This window comes from Kribbella pittospori (assembly GCF_004331465.1).
GTDB classification, from domain to species: domain Bacteria; phylum Actinomycetota; class Actinomycetes; order Propionibacteriales; family Kribbellaceae; genus Kribbella; species Kribbella pittospori.
The window spans coordinates 147600-170999 of record NZ_SJKB01000002.1 but is presented as its reverse complement, the minus strand read 5'-3'; the positions used below and the strand labels follow the sequence as shown (position 1 = coordinate 170999).

Here is a 23400-nt window from a genome sequence, read left to right as displayed (position 1 = left end):
GTACCAGCGGCAGGCGCGTTGTGACAGCGAATTGCAGGCGTTGCGCGGTTGGATGGCCAGTGTTGTGCCGCGGGTGGAGAAGCCGTCGGCGGCCGATCGGCGTGGAGTGTCCCTGAACGTGCACAAGGTGAGTGTTCGGCTACTGGGTCCGATGGAGGTCCGGGTCGGCAGCCGGCCGATCGCGGTCGTCGGCAGCCGTCGACGGGTCCTGCTTGCTCTCCTGGCCGTGGCGGCACCTGCGCCGCTGCTGGCGGAGACACTCGGCGGGCGGATCTGGCCGGATCTGCCAGCAGCGGGCACCCGGAAGAAAGTCCAGACACTGGTCGTGCGGCTTCGGCAGGACCTCGAGTTCGATGCCATCGAGAGAGGGCCAGGCGGGTATCGACTGCGCTGCGATGTCGAAGACCTCGACATCGCCCACTTCGACAGCCTGCTGTCGGAAGCGGCCCGAGCGGACGATCCGATGGGGGAGCGGGACCTGCTGGCGGCGGCGCTGGACTTGTGGCGAGGAGATCCCTTCGATGGCATTGATTGCGGTTGGCTTCTCGATCACGTGGCCCCGCGCCTGACCGAGCGGTACCTGGCCGCGATCGGCCGTCGCATCGAGCTGGACCTGGCGGCTGGTCGCCACGCCGAGTCGATCGCAGAGCTTCGGGTTCTCACCGGGAGATATCCGCTGCACGAGGCCGGCTGGGAGCAGTTGCTCAAGGCACTCAACTCCGCCGGACGGCCGACGGAGGCGTTGGCCGCCTATGCCGAGGTTCGAGGTCTGCTGGCGACCGAGCTGGGAATCGAGCCGGGATCGCAGTTGCAAGGGATCTACCGCGGCCTGTTGCAGGCCGACGCCGAGCGCCAGCCTCCGGAGTTCGTACCACAGCAGCTTCCGCAGACCGTTCGCCGGTTCATCGGCCGCAGTGCCGACCTTGCCACCCTCGACGCACTGCTGCCTGTCGCCGACGACGCCGGTCAGGTCCTGTGCGCAACCATCGTCGGCGGTGGTGGCGTTGGTAAGACGGCTCTGGCCCTGCGATGGGCACATCGGGTCCGTCATGAGTTCGGTGACGGCCAGCTGTATCTGAACCTCCGCGGGTTCGGCAGGACCGATCCCCTGGAGCCGATGGCGGCGCTGGAGGCACTTCTGCGCAGCCTTGGGTTCACCGCGGACCAGATACCTCGCTCGGGTACGGCGCGCACCCGCGCACTGCGCGGCCGGCTGTCCGGGAAGCGGACCCTGGTGGTCCTGGACAACGTCCGCGACGTCGACCAGATTCGCCAATTGCTCCCGGGCCTCGTGGGTGTCCGCGCTCCGGTCCTGATCACCAGCCGCAACCGCCTCCGTGACCTGAATCGCCTTGGCTGTCACCGAACCATCGAGCTGGGCATGATGCCGTCGCAGGAGGCGGTCGACGTACTGACCGCCGCCCTCGACGAGACGTCGCACCATCGGCGCGCAGCTGAACTGGCTGAGCTTGCGCGGCTGTGTGGGCACCTGCCGTTGGCGCTCGCGATCGCGGGTGAGCAGTTGGCAAGGCAGCCGTGGGCGACGACCGCCGAGGTGATCGACCGGCTCAATGCCAGTCGACCCCGACTCGATGCCTTCGACTCACCAGATGACCCCACGACCAGTCTCCGAGCCGTCTTCTCCTGGTCATATCGCGGGCTCGACACCGGCACCGCTCAGCTGTTCCGGATGCTCGGCCAACACACCGGATCCGACATCACCGTCCGTACCGCCGCTGCACTAGTGGGAACCGACGAGCCCGACGCAGCCCGCAAACTACGCCGCCTCGTCGACGAACACCTCCTCGTCACCCACGGCCCCAACCACTTCGAGCTGCCCGACCTGCTACGCAGCTACGCCCTCGAGCTCCCAGCTCCCGCTGGACCAACCGACGACGTGACCGAGGATCTCTAGTCGGTGGTTGAGGGGGTTCCTGCGCCCCAGACGAGGCAGAATTCGTTGCCTTCGGGGTCTCGGAGGCATTGCCAGAGGCCGCCGTCGTAGATGTCGTCGGCTCGGGAGGCGCCCAGTTGCAGGGCGCGGTCGATGGACTGGTTGCGAGTGGCGGGTGGGACGTAGAGGTCCAGGTGCTGGCGGTTCTTTGCCTGCTTGTCCTCCGGCACATGGACGAAGTCGAGGCGGACGGCGGCGCCGTGGAGCTCGATGACGCCGTCGTCGGCCTGGCGTAGTTCGCCGCCGAGCAGGGAGTGCCAGAAGCGGCTGAGTGCGTCCGGGTCTGATGCGTCGAAGGCCACTGCGTCGATCACCGGCACGGGTAAGGACGACGTACTGCGGTCCTCGTCGGTGCTCGGTCGATCGGTCATGTGCTCTCCTCGGTTCACTGCTGCTGGATACTACGTCGACTTCCGTGGGCGGAGCTGGTCGCGGCCGTCGAGGAGCGCGAGGGTGGCGCGGGCGGCGGAGGTGGCGGCCCGGGTGGTGGCGCGGGATCCGGTGCCGAAGCGGCCGTCGAGGAGCAGCGTCGCGTGTCCGTGGGCCGTCGCCTCGACAGCGGCGGCCAAGGCTTCCGCTGCGCGCTTGTCAGGGGTGAACGCCTTCACCGAGTCCAGGAACACTTCGTCGATCGGCCGTTCGGCAGCCGCGATCTCGGGATGACCGGCCTTGTCCAGGCTCGAACCGAACTCCGCCGAGAACAACAGCTGGAACAACGCCTGGTGAGAAGAGGCGAAGCGGACGTAGGCCCGCGCGATTGCCGCGAGTCGGTCGGCCGGTGTGGCCGACCGTGTGAGTTTCGGCTCCAGTTCGGCGCGGAAGAGTTCGAGGGCGTGGACGCACACCGCCGCGAGCAGGTCGGCGCGGCCGGAGAAGTGCGCGTACGGCGCGCTGACGGCGACCCCGAGCCGGCGACTGGACTCCGCGAGGGAGAACGCGCCGACGCCGCGCTCGGTGATGAGCTCGATCGCGTCGTCGATCAGTGCCGCCCTGAGACTCCCGTGGTGGTACGACCGCCGACTCATGCGGTCACCGGATAGCTGACCTCGGTGAGCTGCTCAGACAGTGTCCACAGCCGCTTCGCTGCCTCGCGGTCGTACGACGAAGGGCTCGTGCGGACCTTGACCGGCGACCCGGCGTACTGGAACCAGCCGTCCGGCCCGTAGCACTCGCCTCCTCGCGCGGACTTGTCCGTGGCCGCGCGGAGCTGCGGCAATGCACCTCGGCGAGCGTCTTGGGCGAGCCAGAAATTGACCGGTCGCAGGGCCCGCCCTATCAGCACACGTTCGAGTCTCGAGCTCGTCCGCCACAGGTCGGTGCGGGCGTTGCCGGGATGTGCCGCCAACGAGGCGGTCGTGCCTCCGACGGCCTCCAGCCGGTGCTGCAGTTCGTACGCGAACAAGAGGTTCGCCAGCTTCGAGCGGTCGTACGCCGCACCAGCGTCGTACTCCTGATCCACGTCGAGACGTCCACGGCGGTGCGCGTTGCTGGTGACGGTGACGACCCGCGATCCGGCGGTCCGCAACAGCTGCTCGAGCAGCAGCCCGGTGAACGCGAAGTGTCCGAGATGATTGGTGCCGAACGTGAGCTCGAAGCCGTCCTCGGTGTGCTGGAACGGCACGTTCATCACGCCGGCGTTGTTGATCAGCAGATCCAGCCGCGGACAGGTCGAACGGATGGTCTCGGCAGCCGCGCGAATCGACGCCAGCGAAGCCAGGTCGAGCTCCACCACACACGCCCCAGGGATTGCCTCCGCCTTCGCGGTGTCGCGGCACGCGAGCACAACCGTGGCACCACGCGCCGCCAGCACTCGCGCCGTCTCCAACCCGAGTCCTGCGTTCGCTCCAGTCACCACGGCAATCCGCCCGGACTGATCGGGTACGTCGGCCGCCGTCCATCGAGCCATGATCTGAGCATAGCTCAGAATCTGAATGTCTTTAAGTTTCTTCAGGCACAGACTTGCGGCCCACTCGGTGCGGGCCGCAAGTCTGTATGTGGTCAGTTGCCGGCCATCTGGTTGTTGCCGTGGACCAGCATCGAGTTCAGCGCGGCGCGGGTCGCGTTGTTCAGCTGGCCGGTCTGCGGAAGGTGCGCGTCGCGCTGCAGATACGTGATCGCGTTGATGGTCTGAGCGTTCTCGTACCCCGTGATGGATCCGTTGTAGTAGTTGAGCTGCGCGAGCTGCTGCTGCAGCAACTTCACGGCGACCGATGGGACCACAACGGGAGTCGCCGGGGTGTTCGCCGGCGTCAGGCCGTGGCCGCCGCTGCCCGGCTGGTACTGGCCGGACGAGCTGGAGCTTGCCGGCGGGGTCGCGGCGCTTGCCTGCGCGGGGCCCTGGAAGCCGATGACGGCGGCGGTGGCGATCCCCGCCACCGCGACGCAGCTGGCGGCGACGGTAGCGATGATCCAGGCCTTCGGCCTGCCGGCTGCGGTCGTGCTGGGCATTTCGGTTCTTCTTTCTCCTGTTGGTCCGGCTGTTCCGTCCCGATAAAGCAACAGTGCGCCCGTCCGGCCGCCCCCACGATCCACCGACCGGCCGACCCCCCGGCTGATCCCCCATCCCCCGATCGGTGGATCTGAGGGGCTGCGGAAAAGGGCTTGAGCTGGTGTGCACTCCAGGTCATAGCGTCAACACATGGACTACAGAAATCTTGGAGCAACCGGGCTGAAGGTCAGTGAGCTGTGTCTTGGCGCGATGATGTTCGGCGGGCAGACGGACGAGCAGGACAGCATCGAGATCCTGAACAAGTTCACGGATGCGGGCGGAACGTTCATCGACACCGCTGATGTGTACGGCGCCGGCAGATCGGAGGAGGTGCTCGGCGGCTGGCTGAAGACGCAGCGGCGGGAGGACCTCGTCATCGCGACCAAGGTCTGGGGCCCGATGGGCTCACAGCCGAACGACCGCGGCCTGTCCCGCAAGCACATCCTCGATGCCGTCGACGCGAGCCTGCGCCGTCTCGGCACGGACTACATCGACCTCTATCAGCTGCATCGATGGGACGACAGCACGCCGCTCACCGAGACGTTGTCGACCCTCGACACCCTGGTGCGGTCCGGCAAGGTCCGCTACATCGGCGCCAGCAACTTCCACGCCTGGCACCTGCAGAAGGCGATCGAGCTGTGCCGGCAGAACGGCTGGGCGTCCTTCGCCAGTCTGCAGCCGCTCTACACGCTGCTCGACCGGAGTCCTGAGTGGGAGCTGCTTCCGGTCTGCCAGAACGAAGGACTTGGTGTGATCACCTGGTCCCCGCTGCGTTCCGGCTGGTTGTCGGGCGCCTTCCGCCGTGGCATGACCGCGCCGCCCCCGAACAGCAAGGCCGCAGGACCTGGAACGCATGCCTGGGACCGGTACGCCAACGACCACACCTGGGGTGTGATCGACGAGCTGGATGCCGTCGCGAAGGACGCCGGAAAGACGATGCCGCAGGTGGCCGTCCGCTGGCTGATGCAGCGTCCCGGCGTCACCGCGCCCATCATCGGCCCGCGGCTGCCGAGGTACCTCGACGATCTCCTCGGCGCGGTCGGATGGTCACTGACCCCGGAACAGCTGGAACGGCTCGACACCGCCAGCCGGCCGGACCTGCCCTACCCCTACTTCCTCTGAGCGGAGTCACCGGCTCCACGGTAGTGGTCGAGCTTGTCGTCCAGAACGCCCAGCGCTAGGTTCATCTTCGCGATCTCGTCGCGCAGCCGGTCGCGGTGGCTCTCGAGAAGTTCGACCACGCCGGCGTTGCCGTTCGTGCGGTTCCGCAGGCTGCCCATGAACCGCTGGAGGTCGGTGATCCCCAGGCCGGCCTGGCGCAGGCAGATCAGCAGCCGCAGCCAGGCCACGTCGTGGTCGCTGTAGATCCGTTTGCCTCCGGTCGTACGCCGTACCGGGCCGAAGAGGCCGAGGCGTTCGTAGTAGCGCAAGGTGTCCAGGCTGAGGCCGGTGCGCTCGGACGCCTCGGCCGGTGCGTATGACGTCATGCGCTCCATCATCCGATCTGGAGTGCGCTCCAGGTCAAGCGATCATTTGTGCCGGCGCGCGGTGACGACGGCGGCGATCGCCCCGAGGGACAGGACGGCGGCAAAGCCGATCATCGCGGGCTGGAGGGCGACCTGGCGGATCACGATGCTGAACGCGATCGACGGGAGGCCCATGCCGAGGTACGCGATGACGAAGAACGTTGCCAGTACGCCGGCGCGTGACGCCGGGGCCGCCGCACCGACGGTTTCGGCGACCGCGCTCTTGAACAGCAGGCCGGCCCCGCTGCCGCTCAAGGCCGCTGCGACGAGCGCCAGCCACAGCATCGGGTGGTAGAGCGAGACGGCGGTGAGAGCGAGCCCGATCGGGAAGGTGATCGTGCCCGTCACGAGTGCGACGGCCTGGCTCGCGCGGAGCAGGGCAAGTTGCGCAAGCGCCGAGGCCGCGAACGCCGTGAACGGCGCCAGCCCCGCGACGAAGTACGACGTGATGCCGAGCTGACCGCGGACGATGATCGCGCCGAGCGACGAGAACAACCCCATCACCGCGAAGGCGAAGAACCCCACGGCAGCCGCGGATCCGAAGGCCGCACCCGCTCCGGGTCGCAGCGCGAACCGGGCCGGCCGATCGTTGCCTCTAGCCTCGATGTCCACCGTCTCCGGCGTCGACAGGACCAGCAGGAGCAGCACAATCATCAGCGCACCGAAGACCGCGTACGACGTTCGCAGCGGAGCCGGTGCCCATTGCGCAAGCGCACCAGCCACCAAGGGACCGAGTGCGAGACCGCCAAGGTTCGACGCCGTCGCCACCAACGCAGGCATGGACGACCGCGGCTCGTCGGGGTGAACGGCGTGATGGAGGTCGGTCAGATAAACAGTCGCCGTGGAAGCCATCAGCCCGACCGCGACACCCGTGAGGACGCGTCCGACCAGTAGGGCCGGCAGCCCTGGCCAGATCGCGAGTACGGCGGCCGACAGAATGCCGGTGAGTAGCGCGGGGACGATGATGCGCCGACGGCCGAGGCGGTCGGAGAGGTGACCGAGTAGGTGGAAGCCGGCCGCGGCGCCGACCACCATCACGGCGAACGCGACGGTCACCGTGGTCGCGCCGAAGTGATCACGGTCCTGATAGATCGGCCAGAGCGGCGTCGGTACGGTCCCGAACGCCATCAGGGTCAGGAACGCGGTGGCGACGAACCAGAATCCGGTCCGGTGCCGGGCTCTCGTCGTACGGGCGATCGTTGGTGCGGCGGTAGTCATCGCGGACATGGCCTCTCTGCAGGGACATCGGTCTACTGAGACCGAACAGGGCCGTGCTGCCCGGGCATACCAGCTCTGGTAGGACAGTTCCAGATGGATTCCATCTCTCGCAGAGATACAGTCGGGAGCATGGAGTTTCGGCATCTGCGGCACTTCGTCGCGCTCGCGGAGGAGCGAAGTTTCACCCGGGCGGCGGAGCGCGAGCACATCGTGCAGTCCGGCCTGTCCACGTCGATCCGCGCGCTGGAGAAGGAAGTCGGTGCGCCGCTCTTCGTTCGGGGTACTCGACCGGTTCGGCTGACAGCCGAGGGACTCGCGATGCTGCCAGCGGCGCGGCTGGCGTTGGAGGCGGCGGTCAACGCGCGGCAAGCGGTGCAGGACACGCAAGGCGTGCTGGCCGGGGAACTGCGGATCGGCGCACTGCAGACGGCCGGGCATACGCTGCCGGTCTCGTCCTGGCTGGCCACGTTCGCCGTTGATCACCCGGCGGTGCGGATCCGCGTGCAGCAACTGCCTGCGCTGGCGATGGTGGAGATGGTTGCCGACGGCCACCTTGACTGTGCGCTGGTGTCACTCGTGTCGGATCGGGTCGCCGGCCTCGAGGTCGTCCCGCTCGTTGCGGAGCCCCTGGTGCTCGCCTGTACGCCGACTCATCCGCTCAGCTCGGCGGACGCCGTCAAGCTCACCGACCTCGCCACGGAGCGCTTCGTCGAAACGCCTCCCCAGTGGGCGATTCGCCAACTGCTCGACACCGCCTTCGATGAAGCAGGCATCGAGCGGGATGTCGTGTGCGAGGTGAACGAGTGGACCATGCTGCTCGACTTGGTCTCGGCCGGCGTCGGTATCGCCCTCATCCCAGAAGGCCTGGCCCTCGACACCTCCGCCGTACGCCTGGTCCCGCTGGCCGGCCCCGACCTCGTCCGCCGAGTAGACCTCATCCTCCCCACCGGCCCCGCCGCCTCTCCAGCCGCCCGCCGCTTCCGCGAGTACGTCACTCACCCCGAGACGCGGCGGCCTGGGTGAGGAGTTGGTCCGGCCAGGTGGGGTTGGCGTTGTGGGCGATGGGGTAGCCGGAGGCGTACGGGCCTTCCCAGTGGACGGTGATGCCGGGGTTGTGGATGTTCGTGCCGTCCGGGAGGAACAGGTGGGGACTGCCCTTGATGGCGTCGGTGATGGCGACAGCGTGGTCGGCCATGACGGTGGCTCGGGCGCGGCCGTCGTCGAGGGCCTCGGCGAGTGCGGTGACGTCGACCGAACCGGCCCCTTTGGCGACGTCGAGGATCACCTGGCGGTGCCCGATCGACAGCGACTCCTGCCAGAAGGCGCAGCGCAGTGCGTAGTCGAGATCCTCCGACTCGCGCAGACCCTGCTCCTTCGCCGCGTGCACCGCTTCGGCCGCGAGCATCACGGTCGACGGATAGGTCCAGTCAGGCTGCGTCCACAGCCGGAACCCGAGCTCCGGCGCCACCTGTCCGAGCCCGACGGCCTCGCTGTCGGTGCCCGGCCGGGAGTGCGGTCCGTTGAACAACTCGAGCGCGAACGTGTGGTGATCGATGGCCACCTGGTCCTCGAGACCGAGCCGCTCCCGCGCCGCCCGGAGCCGATGGATGGCCACAAACGCGAACGGACACAGGAGATCCGACCAGATCTGGATGGTCCCCGGCGCGATCATTCGTCCTCCACGTGGTCGGCACCCGATGGGTTGTTGGTGAAGCGCTCCGGCTTGAGCAGGACCGCCGTACGTCGGTCCGCGACCATCTCGCGGTCGTACTCGTCCAGGTCCGGATGCTGGCCACCCGCCGCGTGGTAGATATCGCGCAACAGCAACCGCAGCTGCTCCGCGTCGAGACCAGGCAGCGCATCGTCGGGCCCGGCGAGCTCGACCGGCCCGCTGACCGCGATCCACTGCCAGCCCGCCCGGAACACGAGCGTCGCGTTCGGATCCCGGCGCAGATAGGTGAGTTTGGCCGTCCCGCCCCGCGCGACCAGGGCGACGACCGGCTCACCGGTGAGCGGATGCGGCAGTACGCCGGCATTCACCACCGAGACAGCCGGCTCCCCGGACCGCCGACGGACGACAAGCACGGCCAGCCAGTAGTCCTGACTGCCGAGCTCCTTGATCAGCTCGAGTCCCGCACGAACATCCATGCCTGCGACATTAACGGACCATGGTCCGGTTCTCAAGCGGCCAGAGCAGGGGCTGGATGGTGGGGTCGGTGTAGTCGGGGGTGGGGTCGTTCCGGACCAGGGTGTCGTTCGGGTGACTCGAGCCGGGGCGCCAGCGGTTGGTGGTGGGTTGGAGGTGGATGGCCAACGCGCGGCGGGGCGCCGTACCGCGGTTGGCGGAGCTGCCGTGGACGGTGCGGCAGTGGTGGAACCTGACCTGGCCGCGGCGCATCCGGGGTACGACGGGAGTCGGGTCGAAGCCCTGCGCGACGATCGAGGCCTCGAGGGCGTCGGCGTCCTGGGAGAAGAAGTCGAGACCGGTGATGTCCCAGCGGTGGCTGCCCGGCAGGAACGACACCGCGCCGTTGACCTCGTCGACGTCGTGGAACCCGACCCACGCGGTGAGCATGTCGTCCGACGTGCACGACTGCCAGTACTGCCGATCCGTGTGCCACCCGACTCGAGCCGAGCCGCCCACCGGCTTCCGGAGCAGCTGGTCGTGCCACAGCCGGATCCCATCCGCACCGGACAGCGCGGCGGCCGTCGCACCGATCGCCGGGTGGCGGACCAGTGCCGCGAGTTCGTCGACCCGGAGCGAGGAATAGTCGTTCTTCCGCAGTACGTCGCCGTCCGACGGCTGCCAGCCCCACGTCGACGGCAGGTTCGGGAGGGCGTGGTCGTGGTCGCCGGCGTAGAAGCGCTCCATGCCGCGCTCGGCCGCGTCGAGTACGTCGGACGGCACGATCACCGGCGAGATCCAGTAACCGTGCTCACGGTAGAAGGCGAGGTCGTCAGGCCCGGGAAGTTCTGTCATGCCGGCAACCGTAGGAAATCGGGGCTGTTCGCCGCGTTGCCGTTGTTCAGGCAACTGGACACAATCTTCAGGTGTCTCTGACTCAGCCTCACGGGCTGCGCGCGGGCTTCCATGCCGACGTACACGACCCTGTCAGCGGTCTCGTGCACGCTGGTGAGCAGTGGGTCCCGGAGCAGTTCCTGATCGAGCCGCACCAGCATCCGGTGTGGGAGATCTACCTGCAGTTGCACGGCGTGACGCGCTGGGCGGCTGGCGACGAGAGCTATCTCCTCCAGCCCGGCCACCTGTTCGCCGTACCTCCGGGTCTCGTACATCACCTGGCCGGTCGTTCGGGCAATCACCACTTCTATTTCGCCGCCATCGACCTCGATCCCGTCGTACGACGCCAGCCCGCGCTGACCCTGGATTGGCCCGCAACCGTCGTGCACCGAGAAGCGGGAGAGGTCGCGCACGCCTTCGCGCAACTCGTCCGGGAACTCACCACCCGCTACGAGTACAACGACACCGGGCTGGCGCTAGCGGTCGACCACCTGGTGCTGTCGGTCGCACGCGCGATGGCGCCGACCGCCGCGCCACAACTGGCGATGCATCCGGCAGTGCGGACCGTCAAACGCCTACTGGAGCAGGAGTTCCACGAACACTGGACGCTCCGCCGACTCGCCGACCGGGTCGGCCTCGCGCCGTCGTACCTGGCCGAACTGTTCGCCGACCACCTCGGCCAGCCGCCGCACCGCTACCTCAACGAGCGCCGCATCGACCGCGCCCGGCAACTCCTCGAATCCAGCGACCTGACCATCACCGCGCTGGCCCTCACCCTCGGCTTCAGCTCCAGCCAGCACTTCGCCCGGGTCTTCCGCCACCACACCGGCACCACCCCCACCGCGCACCGAGCCTCAATGCGTGAGTGACGCGAGCAGCGCGAGGACCGCCGCCCACCCCTGCCGGAGCGCGGCCTCGTTCCCCGCGCGAGTGCCGCCGAGCGTGATGGCCTCGTGGCTCACCGGGTGCACCTCCTTCGTCCCGTGCGGAAGGTACGGCGGCCCGGCGATCCCATGACCGGCCTGCGGGAAGACCAAGGCGCGATGCGGGTAGCGGTTGTGCGCGTCATCGAGCGCGAAGGCGATCCGCGGCGCCGCCCCCATCGACGCCCAGAGTGCGTCGTCGGATCCGGCGATCGCGAGGACCGGACCGCTGACCTGGTCGACCGGGATCGAGGAGTCGGGTGGCAGTTGCTCGCCGACCAAGGTCCAGGCCGCGCCGCCGACCGCCGGGAACGACCCGACCACCACATCGGTCGGTGCATAGAGGACAGCGCCGTGCACCAGGTCGGGGAAGTGATCGCTCAGCAGCAGGGCGGCCTCGGTGCCACGTGACGCGCTCAACGCGATCACGTGAGCCGGATCCACTCCTGGCTGCCGGGCCAGCCAGCGGGCTGCGGTCGCGAAGTACTCCACCGGGATGTCGCGAAGCTCCTGCGGTAACCCCGGCGCGTGGAAGTACGCCACGGAGAGCGCGGGATACCCGTGCGACGCCAGCAGTTCCGCGATGGACTCTACGGCGTTGCCGCCTTCGGAGCCGCCGAACAGCAGTACGGCGGGATGCTTGGTGTGATCGGGTGGCGGAGCGCGGTAGACCCCGCTGACCTTGTCCGTGGCCGGGGTCAGCTTTCTGGACGTGACCCCCGAGGTCGCCCACTGTCTGGTCAGCGTCGTCCTCGCCAGCGTCTTGTCGTCGCGGTGGACCTGGATCTCGACCTGCTCGATCAGCCGGTCGCCCTGGACCGGCGGAGCGTACGCCTGCTGGTCCGGGTCGCCGTCCGGTGGGTTCATCGACCAGAACAGGCCCATGCCATCGACGCCCTGGTAGCTACCGCCGGCCGGGCTGCTGCTGTCGAGATCGATCGCACCGTGGTCGTCGGCCGTGAACGTCGCCTCGGCCCGCCAGGTCTTGCCGGCGCGGTCGTTCGCCTGCGCGCTCACGCTGACCTTGGCGTGCGACTCGAGTCCGCCGACGGTCAGGTGGACGGCCTGATCCGCCGGCGCCGTGGTGTGGTCGACCTGGATCGTCGCGTGGTCTGTCCCGCCCGAGCTGCAACCACCGGCCAGCAGGCAGGCGGTCGTGACCAGGAGCATCACGCGACGGAGCATGTCAGTCCTCGGGCGGTGGGGGCAGCGTTGGGTAATCGATGATGGGGTAGAGACCGACGGTGAAGCCATAGGTGGTGTCGCCGGAGCGCGGCAGTTCGTCGAAGCTGTGGATGAGCCGGTCGACCCCACGCCAGAACTCCGCCGCGCGCTCCTCCGGGATCCGGGCATGGCGGATGAACGACCGCAGCTGTCCGGCGTCGTACGCCGTCCTGGACTCCTCGGCGGCGACCTCGAAGTCGTTGAAGTCCGGCGGCAACTCGACCCCGTCCACCCGCCGGCCGAGGCCGACGTAGAACATCCGCGCGGCCCGGCCGTAGAAGCGCTCCTCGATGGCCCGGACCCGTCGGGTCCGGACGACCTTGAGGATCCCCGCGTCCGCGAGCACCTTCACGTGATGAGCCACGGTGCTCTTCGGGCGTTTGACCGCCGTGGCCAGCTCGGTCACGGTCGCGGCGCGCTCGTGCAACAGGCCGAGGATCGTCGTCCGCAACGGGTCGCTGATCGCCCGGACCTGCTCGGCCGTTGTCAGCTCGATGGTGTCCTCGAGCTCGTAATCCGGCACCGGGCTGTTGATCGACATGGTCGGATTAGACTAGCATCACGGATTGTTCGAAATATCTGGATCATTGGAGCGGATCATGGCCGAGGTCGTGCTGTACCACCACGCGCAGGGACTCACCGACGGGGTGAAGACCTTCGCCGACGAGCTACGGCAGGCGGGTCACACCGTCCACCTGCCGGATCTGTACGAGGGGCGGACGTTCGCCACCCTCGACGAAGGCATCGGGTACGCGCGGGAGACCGGCTTCGGCGTGGTCAACGAGCGCGGGGTGCAAGCCGCCCAGGGACTCGGCGAAGGCCTCGTCTACGCGGGCTTCTCGCTCGGAGTGATGGCGGCGCAGCAGTTGACACAGACGCGGCCCGGGGCGAAGGGCGCGCTGTTCTTCGACGCCTGCCTGCCGGTGTCCGAGTTCGGGACCTGGCCGGACGGCGTTCCGGTCCAGATCCACGGCATGGACGAGGACCCGTTCTTCAGCGAGGAGGGCGGCGACCTGGACGCCGCCCGCGCCCTGGTCGCCGCCACCGATCAGGCGGAGCTGTTCCTCTACCCCGGCAAGGTGCACCTGTTCGCCGACTCCTCGCTGCCCGGGTACGACGAGTCGGCGGCGAAGCTGATGATGAGCCGGGTGCTCACCTTCCTCGAACCGATCCGCTGACACCGCGGGCCGGGATGAACGAGGCGATGGCCAGCGCGGACAGGGCCGCGCCGGCGCCGATGATCAGGACCACGCGGAAGCCGGTCTGGGACGGCAGCGTGTAGCCGCCGAGGTTGATGGTGAGCTGGGCCAGGATGACGCCCGCGACCGCGCTCGACACCGACGTACCGATCGAGCGCATCAGTGTGTTGAAGCTGTTCGCGGCCGCCGTCTCCGACACCGGGACGGCGGCCATGATCAGTGCGGGCATGGCGCCGTACGCGAGACCGATGCCCGCGCCGATCAGCAGTGACACCAGGACGAGCTCCCACACCGAACCCATCAGCACGCTGCCGAAGCCGTAGCCGGCCGCGACGACGACGGCGCCGAGCATCAGCGTGACCTTCGGCCCGCGGGTGTTCGAGATCCGGGCCGACAGCGGCGCGGTGAGCAGCATGACCAGACCGGACGGGCCCATCACCAGGCCGGACGCGAGCATCGACTGCCCCAGTCCGAAACCGGTTGCCTTTGGCATCTGCAACAGCTGCGGCAGGACCAGCGACATCGCGAACATCGCGAACCCGAAGACCATCGACGCGAGGTTGGTCAGCAGCACCTGCGGCCGGGCCGTGGTCCGCAGATCGGCCAGCGGCTCGGTGGTACGGCGTTCCCACCAGCCCCACACCAGCAGCACGGCGATCGCGAACGCGAACAGGCCGAGCGTCCGCCCACCGGTCCAGCCCCAGCCGGCTCCCTGAGAGATTGCCAGCAGCAACGAGATCAGTCCGGCCGACAGACCGACACCACCGAGTACGTCGAACCGCCCGCCGGACCGCACCGACGACTCCGGCACGAACCGCAGGACCAGCCCGAACACGATGAGCCCGAGGCCGGCCGACACCCAGAACAGGTTGTGCCAGTTGGTGTTCTCGGCCAGCAGTGCGGCCGCGGGCAGTCCGAGGGCACCGCCGACGCCGAGGGACGCGCTCATCTGGGCGGTCGCCGTACCGAGCTTCTCGCTGGGGAGTTCGTCGCGCATGATGCTGATGCCGAGCGGGATGACTCCCGAGGCCAGGCCCTGCATCGCGCGGCCGACGATCATCGGCGTGAGCGAACTGCTCAGCGCCGCGACGACGGAGCCCGTGACCAGCATCGCGACGCTGATCAGCAGCATCCGGCGCTTGCCGTACATGTCGCCGAGCCGGCCCATGATCGGCCGGGCCGAAGCCGGTCGACCTGATGGAAGCGTTCGCGCTGCCGGTGCCGTCGCTGGTGATCTGCCAGTTGCTCGGTGTGCCGTACGCCGACCACGACTTCTTCCAGCAGAACAGCAAGCAACTGATCAAGATGGCCGCGACGCAGGAGCAGCGCGCCACGGCGCACGGCAACCTGGCCGCCTACCTGGACAACCTGGTCGGGGAGAAGCTGGACAACCCCGGCGACGACCTGCTGTCCGGGCTGACGGAGCGGATCAGGACCGGTGAGCTGACCCGGCAGGATGCGGCCGGCATCGGCGTACTGCTGTTGCTCGCCGGGCACGAGACCACCGCGAACATGATTGCCCTCGGCACCCTCGCGCTGCTGGAGCACCCCGAGCAGCTCGCCGTACTGCGGGAGACCGAGGACCCAAAGGTGGTCGCGGGGGCGGTCGAGGAGCTGCTGCGATACCTGAACATCACCCACAACGGCCGGCGCCGGGCCGTGCTCGAGGACATCGAGCTCGACGGGCAGGTGCTGAAGGCCGGTGACGGCGTGATCTTCCCGAACGACATCGGCAACCGCGACCCGGGCGTGTTCCCGGATCCGGACGTGCTCGACCTGCATCGCGACGCCCGGCGGCATGTCGCGTTCGGCTTCGGCGTACATCAGTGCCTTGGGCAACCACTCGCGCGGATGGAGCTACAGGTCGTCTACAGCACCCTCTACCGCCGCATCCCGACCCTGCGGCGCGCGGCCGAGCTGGACGAGATCCCGTTCAAGCACGACGGAGCCGTGTACGGCGTCCACTCGCTGCCCGTCACCTGGTAGCCCCTACTCCCGGAAGGTCACCTCATGAAGATCATCGTCGACCAGGACAGGTGCGTCGCCTCCGGCCAGTGCGTCACGGCCGCCGCCGACGTCTTCGACCAGCGCGACGAGGACGGCATCGTCGTCCTGCTCACCGACACCCCGCCCGAGGACCTCGCCGCCGACGTCCACCAGGCCGCCGCGGTCTGCCCGGCCCTCGCCATCCTCGTCGAGGACTGAACTGAACTGGTCGGCCCGCGCGCAAACCGCGCGGGCCGACTACAGTGCGGAAGATGATCAACGGTGCGCATGTGATCATCTACAGCCGCGACGCTGAGGCCGATCGGGACTTCTTCCGGGACGTGCTCCGCTGTCCCCACGTGGATGCCGGACGCGGGTGGCTGATCTTCAAGTTGCCGCCGGCCGAGGTTGCCGTGCATCCGGCCGAGGTGGACTCGCACGAGCTGTTCCTGATGTGCGACGACCTCGACGCGACGATCGCCGAGCTGACGGCGAGCGGGGTGGAGTTCGTGAAGGAGCCGGAGCGGCAGCCGTGGGGCGTGCTGACGTCGATCCGGCTGCCCGGTGGAAGCGAGCTCGGGCTGTACGAACCGTTGCATGAGCGCGCGCACGATCTCTGAGACGTGATCGATTTCAGGATCGACGTTCCGGACGCCGCCCTGGAGGATCTCGCCACGCGCTTGCGGCAGATCCGGTGGCCGCGGCAACTGCCAGGCAGTGGGTGGGATCGCGGCGTACCGGTCGAGTACCTGCGGGACATCGTGACGCGGTGGCAGGTGTACGACTGGCGGGCGTGGGAGGCGCGGCTCAACGCGTATCCGCAGTACACGACGCGGATCGACGAGCAGACGATCCACTTCCTGCATGTTCGGTCGCCAGAGCCGGATGCGTTGCCCTTGATTCTCACGCACGGCTGGCCGGGGTCGGTCGCGGAGTTCCTCCCGATTCTCGGCCCGCTCACCGACCCCGCGTCGTACGGCGGGGATCCGCGCGATGCCTTCCATGTCGTAGCGCCGTCCGTGCCCGGACACGGCTTCTCGGTCCCGCTCGAGAGCCCCGGCTGGAACCACCGCCGGATCGCGCAAGCGTGGGCGATCTTGATGCAGGAGTTGGGCTACCAGCGGTACGGAGCCCAGGGCGGCGATACGGGATCCGTCGTGTCCCCGCTGCTCGGGTCCGTCGATCCGTCCCACGTCGTCGGCGTACACATCAACGGCGGGCTGGCGTTTCCAGCGATCCTGCCAGGTGACCTCGAGCACCTGACCGACGTCGAGCGGGAGCGGCTCGCAGCAGCCGAACGACTACGCGAGGTCGGGACCGGGTACGCCGACCTGCAGGGCACGCGACCGCAGACGGTGTCGTTCGGGTTGAGCGACTCGCCGGTCGGGCAACTGGCCTGGATCCTGGAGAAGTTCTGGGAATGGACGGATCCGGCGCGTGCGCTGCCCGAGGACGCGGTCGACCTCGACCATCTGCTGACGGACGCATCGATCTACTGGTTCACCAACACGAGTGCCTCATCGGCCAACCTGTACTACGAGAATCGGGTCGCGGCCGACGAAGCGCTCGAACCGTCCGGAGTGCCGACCGGTGTGGCGGTGTTCCCGACCGACCCGGCGATCCGGCGGGTGCTAGACCGCCGGCACCGCATCATCCATTGGTCGGAGTTCGGCCGCGGCGGGCACTTCGCCGCACTCGAGGCGCCGGACCTGCTCGTCGACGACCTGCGCGCCTTCTTCCGGCTGGTCCGTTAGGCGGGCCGGAACGACGAAGTTCAGCAACGTGCCGTCGCGTTCGACCGTTGCCTCCGGCCACCGGCGGCGGATCATCCGGAGGCTCCGGTCGTTCGCGGGACTGACCACGAACAGGAACCGGGTGGCACCCGCCGCGATCGCTCCGGCCGCGGCCGTCGCCAGCATCCGGACGCCGAGCCCGCGGCCTTGCTCGTCCTCGCTGATGATCACCGCGAGTTCGGCGGTCGCTTCGTAGCCGTGCGCCCACGCCCACATCGAGTGGCCGACGATCGTGTCACCCCGGGTCGAGACCCAGGACGCGCCGGTGGGACAGAGCAGCCGGAGCAGGAGCGCGGGCCGGGGTGGCCGGCCGATCGCGGTCTGGAACCGGAAGTAGAGGCTGAGGTCGGTCAGCCCGGTCAGCATTCGCGCCAGCTCGTCCGCGTCGGGTTCTCCGGCGCGGCGGATGAGCGGCGTACCCATCTGAGTCTGGTTCACGGATTCAGGGTTGCCCGGGTTGGCTGAGTCTGTCAAGCGGACTTATCCTGGATCTCATGAACGAGCAGGTGCCCGAGGCGATGCGCTGGTCGACCGAGAACTGCACGATCTCCCGGACGATGGAGATCCTGGGCGACAAATGGACGTTCCACGTGCTGCGTGAACTCTTCGTCGGCGTACGGCGCTTCGAGGACATCCGCACGCGGGCCGGCGTACCCCGCCAGGTCCTGACCGATCGGCTCGCGGCGCTGATCGAGCGCGGGCTGATCCGCCGGCACCCCTACCGTCTGCCCGGTCAGCGGGAACGCTACGAGTACCGCCTCACCCAGGCGGGCCTGGACCTGTATCCCGTGCTGGTCGCGATGATCCAGTGGGGCGATCAGTACCTGCCGCTGGACGGCGGTCCGCCGCTCGAGTCTCGCCATCGCGGCGACTGCGAGGAACGCGTCACGGTCGTCCTCCGCTGCGAAGCCGGCCACGAACCCACACCGCGCGAAGTCGCCCTCCGCCCCGGCCCAACAGCCAAACCCCGAGCCCTGGCCGGCTAGCAGAGCTCGTCGATTGCGGCCCGGATCAGGCTCTCGGTGTGCCGGGGTTGGGCGGCCGCGATGGACAGCGCGTCCATGGTGACGACGTACGCGTCGAGTTCCTCGCGTTTGTCGAGGTAGACCGCACTGGTCAGATGCTCGATGTAGACGATGTCCGGCAGGTCCGTGTCGGTGAAACGGAGCAGCGTGAAGGCTCCACCCGTCGCGGTGTAGCCGCCCTTGTCGAACGGGATGATCTGCAGCGTGACGTTGTGCCGCTTCGACGCCACGATCAAGTACTCCAGTTGCTCCTTGAGGACCTTCGTGCCACCGATCGGCCGTCGCAGTACCGCCTCGTCGATGACCGCCCACAACCGTGCCGGGCGCTGGCGGGTGAGCACCTGCTGGCGGGTCGTCCGCAGCGCCACCAGCCGGTCCTCCTCAGCCTTCTGCAGTGGCTCGTCCAGCCGGCCGAGGCTGAGCACGGCGCGCGCGTAGTCGGGCGTCTGCAGCAGGCCGGGCACGAACTGCAACTCGAACGTACGGATCAGGTCGGCCGCCATCTCCAGGCCGAGGTACGAGTGGAACCAGGTCGGCGTGAGGTCGTCGTACCGTTGCCACCAGCCCGGGTTGTTCGCGTCCCGGGCGAGGGTCAGCAGGCGTTCGCGTTCGACCTCGTCCTCGAGTTTGTAGAGGGTGAGCAGGTCGTCGACGTCGCGCACCTTGAAGCCGACCCGGCCGAGTTCGAGCCGGCTGATCTTCGATTCCGAGCCGCGGATCGCCCAGCCGGCGTCGGTCCGGCTGATCCCGGCCTCCTCGCGCAGCCGGCGCAGGTGCACGCCGAGCATGATGCGCAGGGCGGTAGGACCGCCGTACGCGCCCGGTTCCGTCACGCCTCGCCTCCCACAGCAAGCTACCCGGTGCAGACAGCAAGTAGATCATTTCACAACGGAACGTGAACGCGTGCACCGCGACGCGCTTACACCATGTGTCCACCGCCCCCTACTGTCAGTAGAGTCGTCCCACAGACATCCCGATCATTTTGCGAGGTCCTGCCGATGCCCGATGCCACCAAGGCGCCCAGTTCGATTCCGGTGGGGGTGGACACCACGAGGGCCAGCATCGCCCGGGTGTACGACGCCGCGCTGAACGGCAAGGACAACTTCGAGATCGACCGCGAAGTGCTCCGGCAGGTCGCCACCGTCGCACCCCAGGTCAACGACCTGGCCTGGTCGAACCGGAACTTCCTGATCCGGGCGTGCCGCTTCCTGGCCGGTCAGACCGACATCACGCAGTACCTCGACTGCGGTTCCGGCCTGCCGACCGCGGAGAACACGCACCAGGTGGTGCAGCGGCTGCGGCCGGAGTCGAAGGTTCTCTACATCGACAACGACCCGGTGGTGCTCGCGCACGGCCGCGCGCTGCTGGAGGAGAACGAGAACACGCTGTTCGTCAGCGCCGACATCTTCGACCCCGACGAGGTCCTCGGCCGCGACGAGGTGCGGGAGTTCCTCGACTTCAGCAAGCCGATCGCCCTGATCCAGAACGGCACGCTGCACCACTACATCGGCGACGACGGCCCGCAGATCATGCAGAAGTACGTCGACGCGGTCGTGCCGGGGTCGTACACGGTGATCGCGCACTTCTACGACCCGCAGACGCCGGAGCACTCCGAGGTCGCGCGGAAGATGGAGGAGCGGTTCGTCCACAGCCCGATGGGCAGCGGCGTGTTCCGCACCCGCGAGCAACTTCTCGACCTGTTCCCCGGCCAGGAACTCGTCCCGCCGGGCCTGGTCCTGTGCGACGACTGGTGGCCGGACGGACCGCGCATCAAGCCGCTCAACCAGGTCGAGGAGTGCATCGCCGGCGCCGTCGGCCGCAAGCTCTGACACCCGCAGTACGCCGAAACGCCCGGAACCACTGTGGTTCCGGGCGTTTTGTTGCTCGGGGCAAGCGTCAGACGTGTTCGGAGACGAGGACGGCAGTGGATTCCTCGAGCGCCTGGAAGATGTGCGGGAGATCGCCGGGGTAGGCGAGGTAGTCGCCGGGCGTGAGTTCGATCGGGTCGTCGGCCGGCCCGACCAGGGCTCGGCCCGAGCTGAGGACGACATGCTCGACGACACCGGGCATATGCGGCTCGGACTTCCGGCCCGGGCCGGGGGAGGCGACGATGCGGAAGATGTCGCGGCGGGCGTTCGGCGGGCAGGACGCGACCAGGGTCGCGCTGTACTCGGCCTGGTCGGAGTAGATGACCGGTCCCTCACCCGCGCGGACCACCTGCACCTTCGGCCGCGGCGGATCGAGCAGCGTGGCGAACGGCGTGTCCAGCGCGACCGCGAGCGCCCACAACGTCTCCACGCTGGGGTTGCCGGACCCCGACTCCAGCTGGGACAGCGTGGACTTCGCGACCCCGGCCCGCTTGGCGACCTCGGTCAACGACAGTCCGGCTCGCGCGCGATACCGGCGCAGCGAGGCCGCGATCACGTCGAGCGGTGCCTTGGTGTCCATCCGTGTTCGCTCCATCGGTCTGGTTGTTCGGCTTGACGAACGCTGGGCGTGTTGTTCATCATAATGCTCATGCGTTCGATCTGGCGAACACTCGACCGTGGGCTGGCCCGAGACATCGGGCTGGTCTGCCTGGCCGACGGCGTGGTCGGTCTCTCGTACGGCGCGATCAGCGTCGGCGGCGGGCTGTCGTTGTGGGTGCCGGTGCTGCTGTCGCTGGTGGTCTTCGCGGGCGCGTCGCAGTTCCTGTTCGTCGGGATCGTGGCGGCCGGCGGCAGTCCGATCGCGGCGATGATCGCGGGCCTGCTGGTGAACACCCGGCACGTCGCGTTCGGCCTCGCGGTCAGTGACGTGATCGGTAGCGGCTGGCGGCGTCTGCCGGGCAGCCACCTGATGACGGACGAGAACGTCGCGTTCGCCATGGGCCAGGACGACCTGCGGCAGAGGCGGGCGGCGTACTGGGCTGGTGGGATCGGCATCTTCGTGTGCTGGAACATCGGCGTGGTCGTGGGCGGTGCGGCCGGATCGGTCATCACGGACACGGACGTGTTCGGGCTGGATGCCGCGTTCCCGGCGGTGCTGCTGGCCCTTGTTCTGCCTGCATTGCGCGATCGTGCGACGCGTACGGCGGCCTTGATCGGGGTGGTGTTCGCGTTGGCTGCCACTCCGTTCTTGCCCGCCGGTCTGCCTGTGTTGCTTGCACTGGCAGGCATGCTCTTCTACCGCGCGGGCAAGCCTGCGCTGGAGGTGTCGCGATGACCAACACGCCGCTGGTGCTGGTCGGCATCCTGATTCTTGCCGTGGGCACCTTTTCGCTGCGATTCGCCGGGCCGGTGATGCGGAGCCGGTTCGAACTGCCTGAGCGGGCGCAGCAGGTCCTTGCCGCGGCGGCGATCGTGCTGCTGACCGCCTTGGTTGCGACCTCTGCCTTGACTGACGGCCACGGGCCGGCTGGGGTCGCGCGACCGGCCGGCGTACTGGTCGGTGGTGTGCTCGCGTGGCGGAAGGCGCCATTCGTGCTGGTCGTGGTGGCGGCTGCCGCGACCGCGGCCGGTCTGAGGCTGCTCGGCGTACCATAGCGGACCGTTCCAAGGACTACCGTGCTGCCATGAACGAACGTAGTGAGTTCATCATCGAGCGCAGCGCCTGTTGTGTCTCATCCGCGCCCGGAGCGAAGCGAGGACGTGGATGAGCACTTATCCCGGGCAGCCGGCTGCGCCGAAGAAGACGCTGACCTGGATCGCGATCGCGTGCTTCGCGATCGGTGCCCTGCTGACCTTGTTCTTCGTCTGGCGGATCGTCCAGACGGTGCCGGAGACGCCGCAGTCGATCGAGGGCGGCGTGGTCCACCTGACAGAAGAAGGGCTGACGATCTACTCGTCCGTCCCGGTGCTCAATCCGCCGTGCGAGGCGAAGGATGCGTCCGGTGGCGACGTACCGCTGAAGGCGCCGACCGGCTCCGAGCAGATCACGATCAACGACGAGACCTGGTACGTCGTCGCGCGGTCGGTGGACACCGTCCCGGCGGGGGACTACAGCATCTCGTGCACCGACGACACGACCGGAGCAACGTACGCCGCCGGACCGAAGTCGTCGGTCGTGGCGTTCGTGCTGTCGATCTTCGGCGCGATCGGCTCCTTCCTGATCTTCTTCATCCTCGGCGGCGTCCTGCTCACCATCAGCGCCGTCCGCAACCGCCGCCGCAACCGCTCGCCGAACACCTACCCGCCCCAGCAACCACCAGGTGCCCCCGGCAATTACCCGCCCGGCCCCCGGACCAACACCTTCCCGCCCCCACCCCCGTACAACCCCGGCCCCAACCCGGACCGCCCCCAGGACCGCTGACGCGCAAGGTTCCTGTTTGGATGGGGTGCATGGATCTTGACTGGCCGGGGTGCCGGAATGCACGGGATGTGGGTGGGTTGCCGACGGCGAATGGTGGCACCGTTCGTGACGGGGTGCTGATTCGGTCGGACAGCCTGCACTACCTGACTGCTCAAGGAGTCGACGCGGTACGGCGTTCTGGGGTCAGCCGGATCCTGGACCTGCGGGGTGAGGCAGAGGCGGCGGCCGCGCCGAGTCCGTTCGTGGGGGACCCGCTGCTGGTCGCGCAGTCGCTGCAGGATCCGGCCGACCCTGACCACGGGCAGCCGACGATCGTGGCGGCGTGCACGTGGATGCTGGATCGGCGGCCGGAACTGTTCGCGGCCGCCGTGAAGGCGATCGCGGACGAGCCCGACGGTGCAGTCGTCGTGCACTGCCACGGCGGCAAGGACCGGACCGGCATGGTGGTCGCGCTGGCCCTGAGCATCGCCGGCGTACCCGAGGACGAGATCGTGGCTGATTACTTCCTCACCCAGGAGCGGATGGCCGGTCTGCTGGCCGAGCAACTGGCGGCCGAACCGGACACCTCATTGCATCCGGAGCTGATCGAGTTTCGCGACACCAGGGCCGAGTCGATGGTCGCGATCCTGCGTCATCTCGACGAAAAGTACGGCGGCCCCGAGGCATACCTGCGGCACGGTGGTCTCACCGACGACGATCTCGATCGCCTGCGCCGACGGCTGATCGGCTGACGTCCGAGCCGACCGCAGTGATGG

Annotated in this window: 28 protein-coding genes and 2 pseudogenes; 15 read left to right on the top strand and 15 right to left on the bottom strand. The window is 68.4% G+C overall.

The features are described 5' to 3' along the window. Window positions 1–52: 52 nt before the first annotated feature. Window positions 53–1915, top strand: coding sequence for an AfsR/SARP family transcriptional regulator (locus tag E0H73_RS07335; RefSeq protein ID WP_131352730.1), 1863 nt, complete (start codon window positions 53–55; stop codon window positions 1913–1915). On the opposite strand, the gene E0H73_RS07330 is transcribed toward E0H73_RS07335, so the two are convergent. From E0H73_RS07330 to E0H73_RS07315, 4 genes are all read right to left on the bottom strand, one after another. After that, window positions 1912–2325, bottom strand: a complete 414-nt coding sequence (locus tag E0H73_RS07330) for a VOC family protein (RefSeq protein ID WP_131352729.1) — start codon at window positions 2323–2325, stop codon at window positions 1912–1914. The genes E0H73_RS07335 and E0H73_RS07330 overlap by 4 nt on opposite strands. A gap of 30 nt (window positions 2326–2355) precedes the next feature. Beyond that, window positions 2356–2979: a TetR/AcrR family transcriptional regulator gene (locus tag E0H73_RS07325; RefSeq protein ID WP_131352728.1), complete on the bottom strand. Its 624-nt coding sequence runs from the start codon at window positions 2977–2979 to the stop codon at window positions 2356–2358. Continuing rightward, complete coding sequence (locus E0H73_RS07320) at window positions 2976–3860, bottom strand: oxidoreductase (protein ID WP_131352727.1); 885 nt, start codon at window positions 3858–3860, stop codon at window positions 2976–2978. The genes E0H73_RS07325 and E0H73_RS07320 overlap by 4 nt, the downstream gene beginning before the upstream one ends. A 92-nt stretch (window positions 3861–3952) precedes the next feature. Then, window positions 3953–4402, bottom strand: a complete 450-nt coding sequence (locus E0H73_RS07315; RefSeq protein ID WP_131352726.1) for a peptidoglycan-binding domain-containing protein — start codon at window positions 4400–4402, stop codon at window positions 3953–3955. Between the two features lie 190 nt (window positions 4403–4592). On the opposite strand from E0H73_RS07315, the gene E0H73_RS07310 reads away from it, so the two are divergent. Then, complete coding sequence (locus E0H73_RS07310) at window positions 4593–5564, top strand: aldo/keto reductase (protein WP_131352725.1); 972 nt, start codon at window positions 4593–4595, stop codon at window positions 5562–5564. On the opposite strand, the gene E0H73_RS07305 is transcribed toward E0H73_RS07310, so the two are convergent. Both E0H73_RS07305 and E0H73_RS07300 read right to left on the bottom strand, forming a co-directional pair. Next, window positions 5552–5929 (bottom strand): MerR family transcriptional regulator, encoded by a 378-nt coding sequence (locus E0H73_RS07305; protein WP_202867240.1) that lies wholly within the window; start codon window positions 5927–5929, stop codon window positions 5552–5554. The genes E0H73_RS07310 and E0H73_RS07305 overlap by 13 nt on opposite strands. Window positions 5930–5971: 42 nt before the next feature. Continuing rightward, window positions 5972–7195 (bottom strand): MFS transporter, encoded by a 1224-nt coding sequence (locus E0H73_RS07300; RefSeq protein WP_202867239.1) that lies wholly within the window; start codon window positions 7193–7195, stop codon window positions 5972–5974. 120 nt (window positions 7196–7315) lie between these two features. On the opposite strand from E0H73_RS07300, the gene E0H73_RS07295 reads away from it, so the two are divergent. After that, window positions 7316–8209 carry a LysR family transcriptional regulator gene (locus E0H73_RS07295; protein ID WP_165555525.1) on the top strand — a complete coding sequence of 298 codons (894 nt, stop codon included), beginning with the start codon at window positions 7316–7318 and terminating at the stop codon, window positions 8207–8209. On the opposite strand, the gene E0H73_RS07290 is transcribed toward E0H73_RS07295, so the two are convergent. The 3 genes from E0H73_RS07290 to E0H73_RS07280 are packed head-to-tail and all read right to left on the bottom strand — an operon-like array spanning window position 8178 to window position 10166. Next, window positions 8178–8858, bottom strand: coding sequence for a DsbA family oxidoreductase (locus E0H73_RS07290; RefSeq protein WP_131352723.1), 681 nt, complete (start codon window positions 8856–8858; stop codon window positions 8178–8180). The genes E0H73_RS07295 and E0H73_RS07290 overlap by 32 nt on opposite strands. Further along, window positions 8855–9334, bottom strand: coding sequence for a pyridoxamine 5'-phosphate oxidase family protein (locus E0H73_RS07285; protein ID WP_202867238.1), 480 nt, complete (start codon window positions 9332–9334; stop codon window positions 8855–8857). The genes E0H73_RS07290 and E0H73_RS07285 overlap by 4 nt, the downstream gene beginning before the upstream one ends. A gap of 10 nt (window positions 9335–9344) precedes the next feature. Continuing rightward, on the bottom strand, window positions 9345–10166 hold the full coding sequence (locus E0H73_RS07280; RefSeq protein WP_131352722.1) for a phytanoyl-CoA dioxygenase family protein: 822 nt from the start codon (window positions 10164–10166) through the stop codon (window positions 9345–9347). A gap of 71 nt (window positions 10167–10237) precedes the next feature. Here E0H73_RS07280 and E0H73_RS07275 point away from each other — a divergent pair, with 71 nt between their 5' ends. Continuing rightward, entirely contained in the window at window positions 10238–11074 is an 837-nt protein-coding gene (locus tag E0H73_RS07275; RefSeq protein ID WP_131352721.1) for a helix-turn-helix transcriptional regulator, read from the top strand. On the opposite strand, the gene E0H73_RS07270 is transcribed toward E0H73_RS07275, so the two are convergent. Together E0H73_RS07270 and E0H73_RS07265 are read right to left on the bottom strand one after the other, a co-directional pair. Next, window positions 11060–12313: an acyl-CoA thioesterase/bile acid-CoA:amino acid N-acyltransferase family protein gene (locus E0H73_RS07270; protein ID WP_165555524.1), complete on the bottom strand. Its 1254-nt coding sequence runs from the start codon at window positions 12311–12313 to the stop codon at window positions 11060–11062. The genes E0H73_RS07275 and E0H73_RS07270 overlap by 15 nt on opposite strands. Window position 12314: 1 nt before the next feature. Continuing rightward, window positions 12315–12893, bottom strand: coding sequence for an ArsR/SmtB family transcription factor (locus E0H73_RS07265; RefSeq protein WP_131352719.1), 579 nt, complete (start codon window positions 12891–12893; stop codon window positions 12315–12317). 58 nt (window positions 12894–12951) lie between these two features. On the opposite strand from E0H73_RS07265, the gene E0H73_RS07260 reads away from it, so the two are divergent. Then, window positions 12952–13530 (top strand): dienelactone hydrolase family protein, encoded by a 579-nt coding sequence (locus tag E0H73_RS07260; RefSeq protein ID WP_131352718.1) that lies wholly within the window; start codon window positions 12952–12954, stop codon window positions 13528–13530. Here E0H73_RS07260 and E0H73_RS07255 read toward each other — a convergent pair. Next, window positions 13505–14728 (bottom strand): annotated as a pseudogene (locus tag E0H73_RS07255) (MFS transporter); the annotation flags it as partial. The gene E0H73_RS07260 and the pseudogene E0H73_RS07255 overlap by 26 nt on opposite strands. Before the next feature lie 20 nt (window positions 14729–14748). On the opposite strand from E0H73_RS07255, the gene E0H73_RS07250 reads away from it, so the two are divergent. From E0H73_RS07250 to E0H73_RS07235, 4 genes are read left to right on the top strand one after another with little or no spacing between them, the layout of a single operon-like run. After that, window positions 14749–15537 carry a cytochrome P450 gene (locus E0H73_RS07250; RefSeq protein WP_131352716.1) on the top strand — a complete coding sequence of 263 codons (789 nt, stop codon included), beginning with the start codon at window positions 14749–14751 and terminating at the stop codon, window positions 15535–15537. 24 nt (window positions 15538–15561) lie between these two features. After that, on the top strand, window positions 15562–15756 hold the full coding sequence (locus E0H73_RS07245) for a ferredoxin (RefSeq protein ID WP_131352715.1): 195 nt from the start codon (window positions 15562–15564) through the stop codon (window positions 15754–15756). Window positions 15757–15809: 53 nt separating this feature from the next. After that, entirely contained in the window at window positions 15810–16157 is a 348-nt protein-coding gene (locus tag E0H73_RS07240) for a VOC family protein (protein WP_131352714.1), read from the top strand. Between the two features lie 3 nt (window positions 16158–16160). Then, the gene (locus E0H73_RS07235) at window positions 16161–17291 is read left to right on the top strand and encodes an epoxide hydrolase family protein (protein ID WP_131352713.1); all 1131 of its coding nucleotides are present in this window, start codon (window positions 16161–16163) and stop codon (window positions 17289–17291) included. Window positions 17292–17369: 78 nt separating this feature from the next. On the opposite strand, the pseudogene E0H73_RS47910 reads toward E0H73_RS07235, so the two are convergent. After that, window positions 17370–17696: pseudogene (locus E0H73_RS47910) on the bottom strand (GNAT family N-acetyltransferase); the annotation flags it as partial. Between the two features lie 128 nt (window positions 17697–17824). On the opposite strand from E0H73_RS47910, the gene E0H73_RS07225 reads away from it, so the two are divergent. Beyond that, window positions 17825–18316: a winged helix-turn-helix transcriptional regulator gene (locus E0H73_RS07225; RefSeq protein ID WP_131352712.1), complete on the top strand. Its 492-nt coding sequence runs from the start codon at window positions 17825–17827 to the stop codon at window positions 18314–18316. Here E0H73_RS07225 and E0H73_RS07220 read toward each other — a convergent pair. Then, entirely contained in the window at window positions 18313–19188 is an 876-nt protein-coding gene (locus tag E0H73_RS07220; RefSeq protein WP_238163871.1) for a helix-turn-helix domain-containing protein, read from the bottom strand. The two genes, E0H73_RS07225 and E0H73_RS07220, sit on opposite strands and share 4 nt — an antisense overlap. 165 nt (window positions 19189–19353) lie before the next feature. Between E0H73_RS07220 and E0H73_RS07215 the strand changes: the two genes are divergently transcribed. After that, a complete protein-coding gene (locus E0H73_RS07215; RefSeq protein ID WP_131352711.1) occupies window positions 19354–20184 on the top strand; it encodes an SAM-dependent methyltransferase in 831 nt (276 codons plus the stop codon). 67 nt (window positions 20185–20251) lie between these two features. Here E0H73_RS07215 and E0H73_RS07210 read toward each other — a convergent pair whose 3' ends face one another. Beyond that, a complete protein-coding gene (locus E0H73_RS07210; RefSeq protein WP_131352710.1) occupies window positions 20252–20803 on the bottom strand; it encodes a helix-turn-helix domain-containing protein in 552 nt (183 codons plus the stop codon). A gap of 69 nt (window positions 20804–20872) precedes the next feature. On the opposite strand from E0H73_RS07210, the gene E0H73_RS07205 reads away from it, so the two are divergent. The 4 genes from E0H73_RS07205 (at window position 20873) to E0H73_RS07190 (ending at window position 23376) form a co-directional block, all read left to right on the top strand. Beyond that, entirely contained in the window at window positions 20873–21559 is a 687-nt protein-coding gene (locus tag E0H73_RS07205; RefSeq protein ID WP_131352709.1) for an AzlC family ABC transporter permease, read from the top strand. After that, window positions 21556–21879 (top strand): AzlD domain-containing protein, encoded by a 324-nt coding sequence (locus E0H73_RS07200; RefSeq protein WP_131352708.1) that lies wholly within the window; start codon window positions 21556–21558, stop codon window positions 21877–21879. Before E0H73_RS07205 ends, E0H73_RS07200 begins: the two co-directional genes overlap by 4 nt. Window positions 21880–21988: 109 nt before the next feature. Next, window positions 21989–22645, top strand: a complete 657-nt coding sequence (locus E0H73_RS07195) for a hypothetical protein (RefSeq protein ID WP_131352707.1) — start codon at window positions 21989–21991, stop codon at window positions 22643–22645. Window positions 22646–22665: 20 nt separating this feature from the next. Next, window positions 22666–23376 (top strand): tyrosine-protein phosphatase, encoded by a 711-nt coding sequence (locus E0H73_RS07190; protein WP_238163870.1) that lies wholly within the window; start codon window positions 22666–22668, stop codon window positions 23374–23376. Window positions 23377–23400 lie beyond the last annotated feature (24 nt).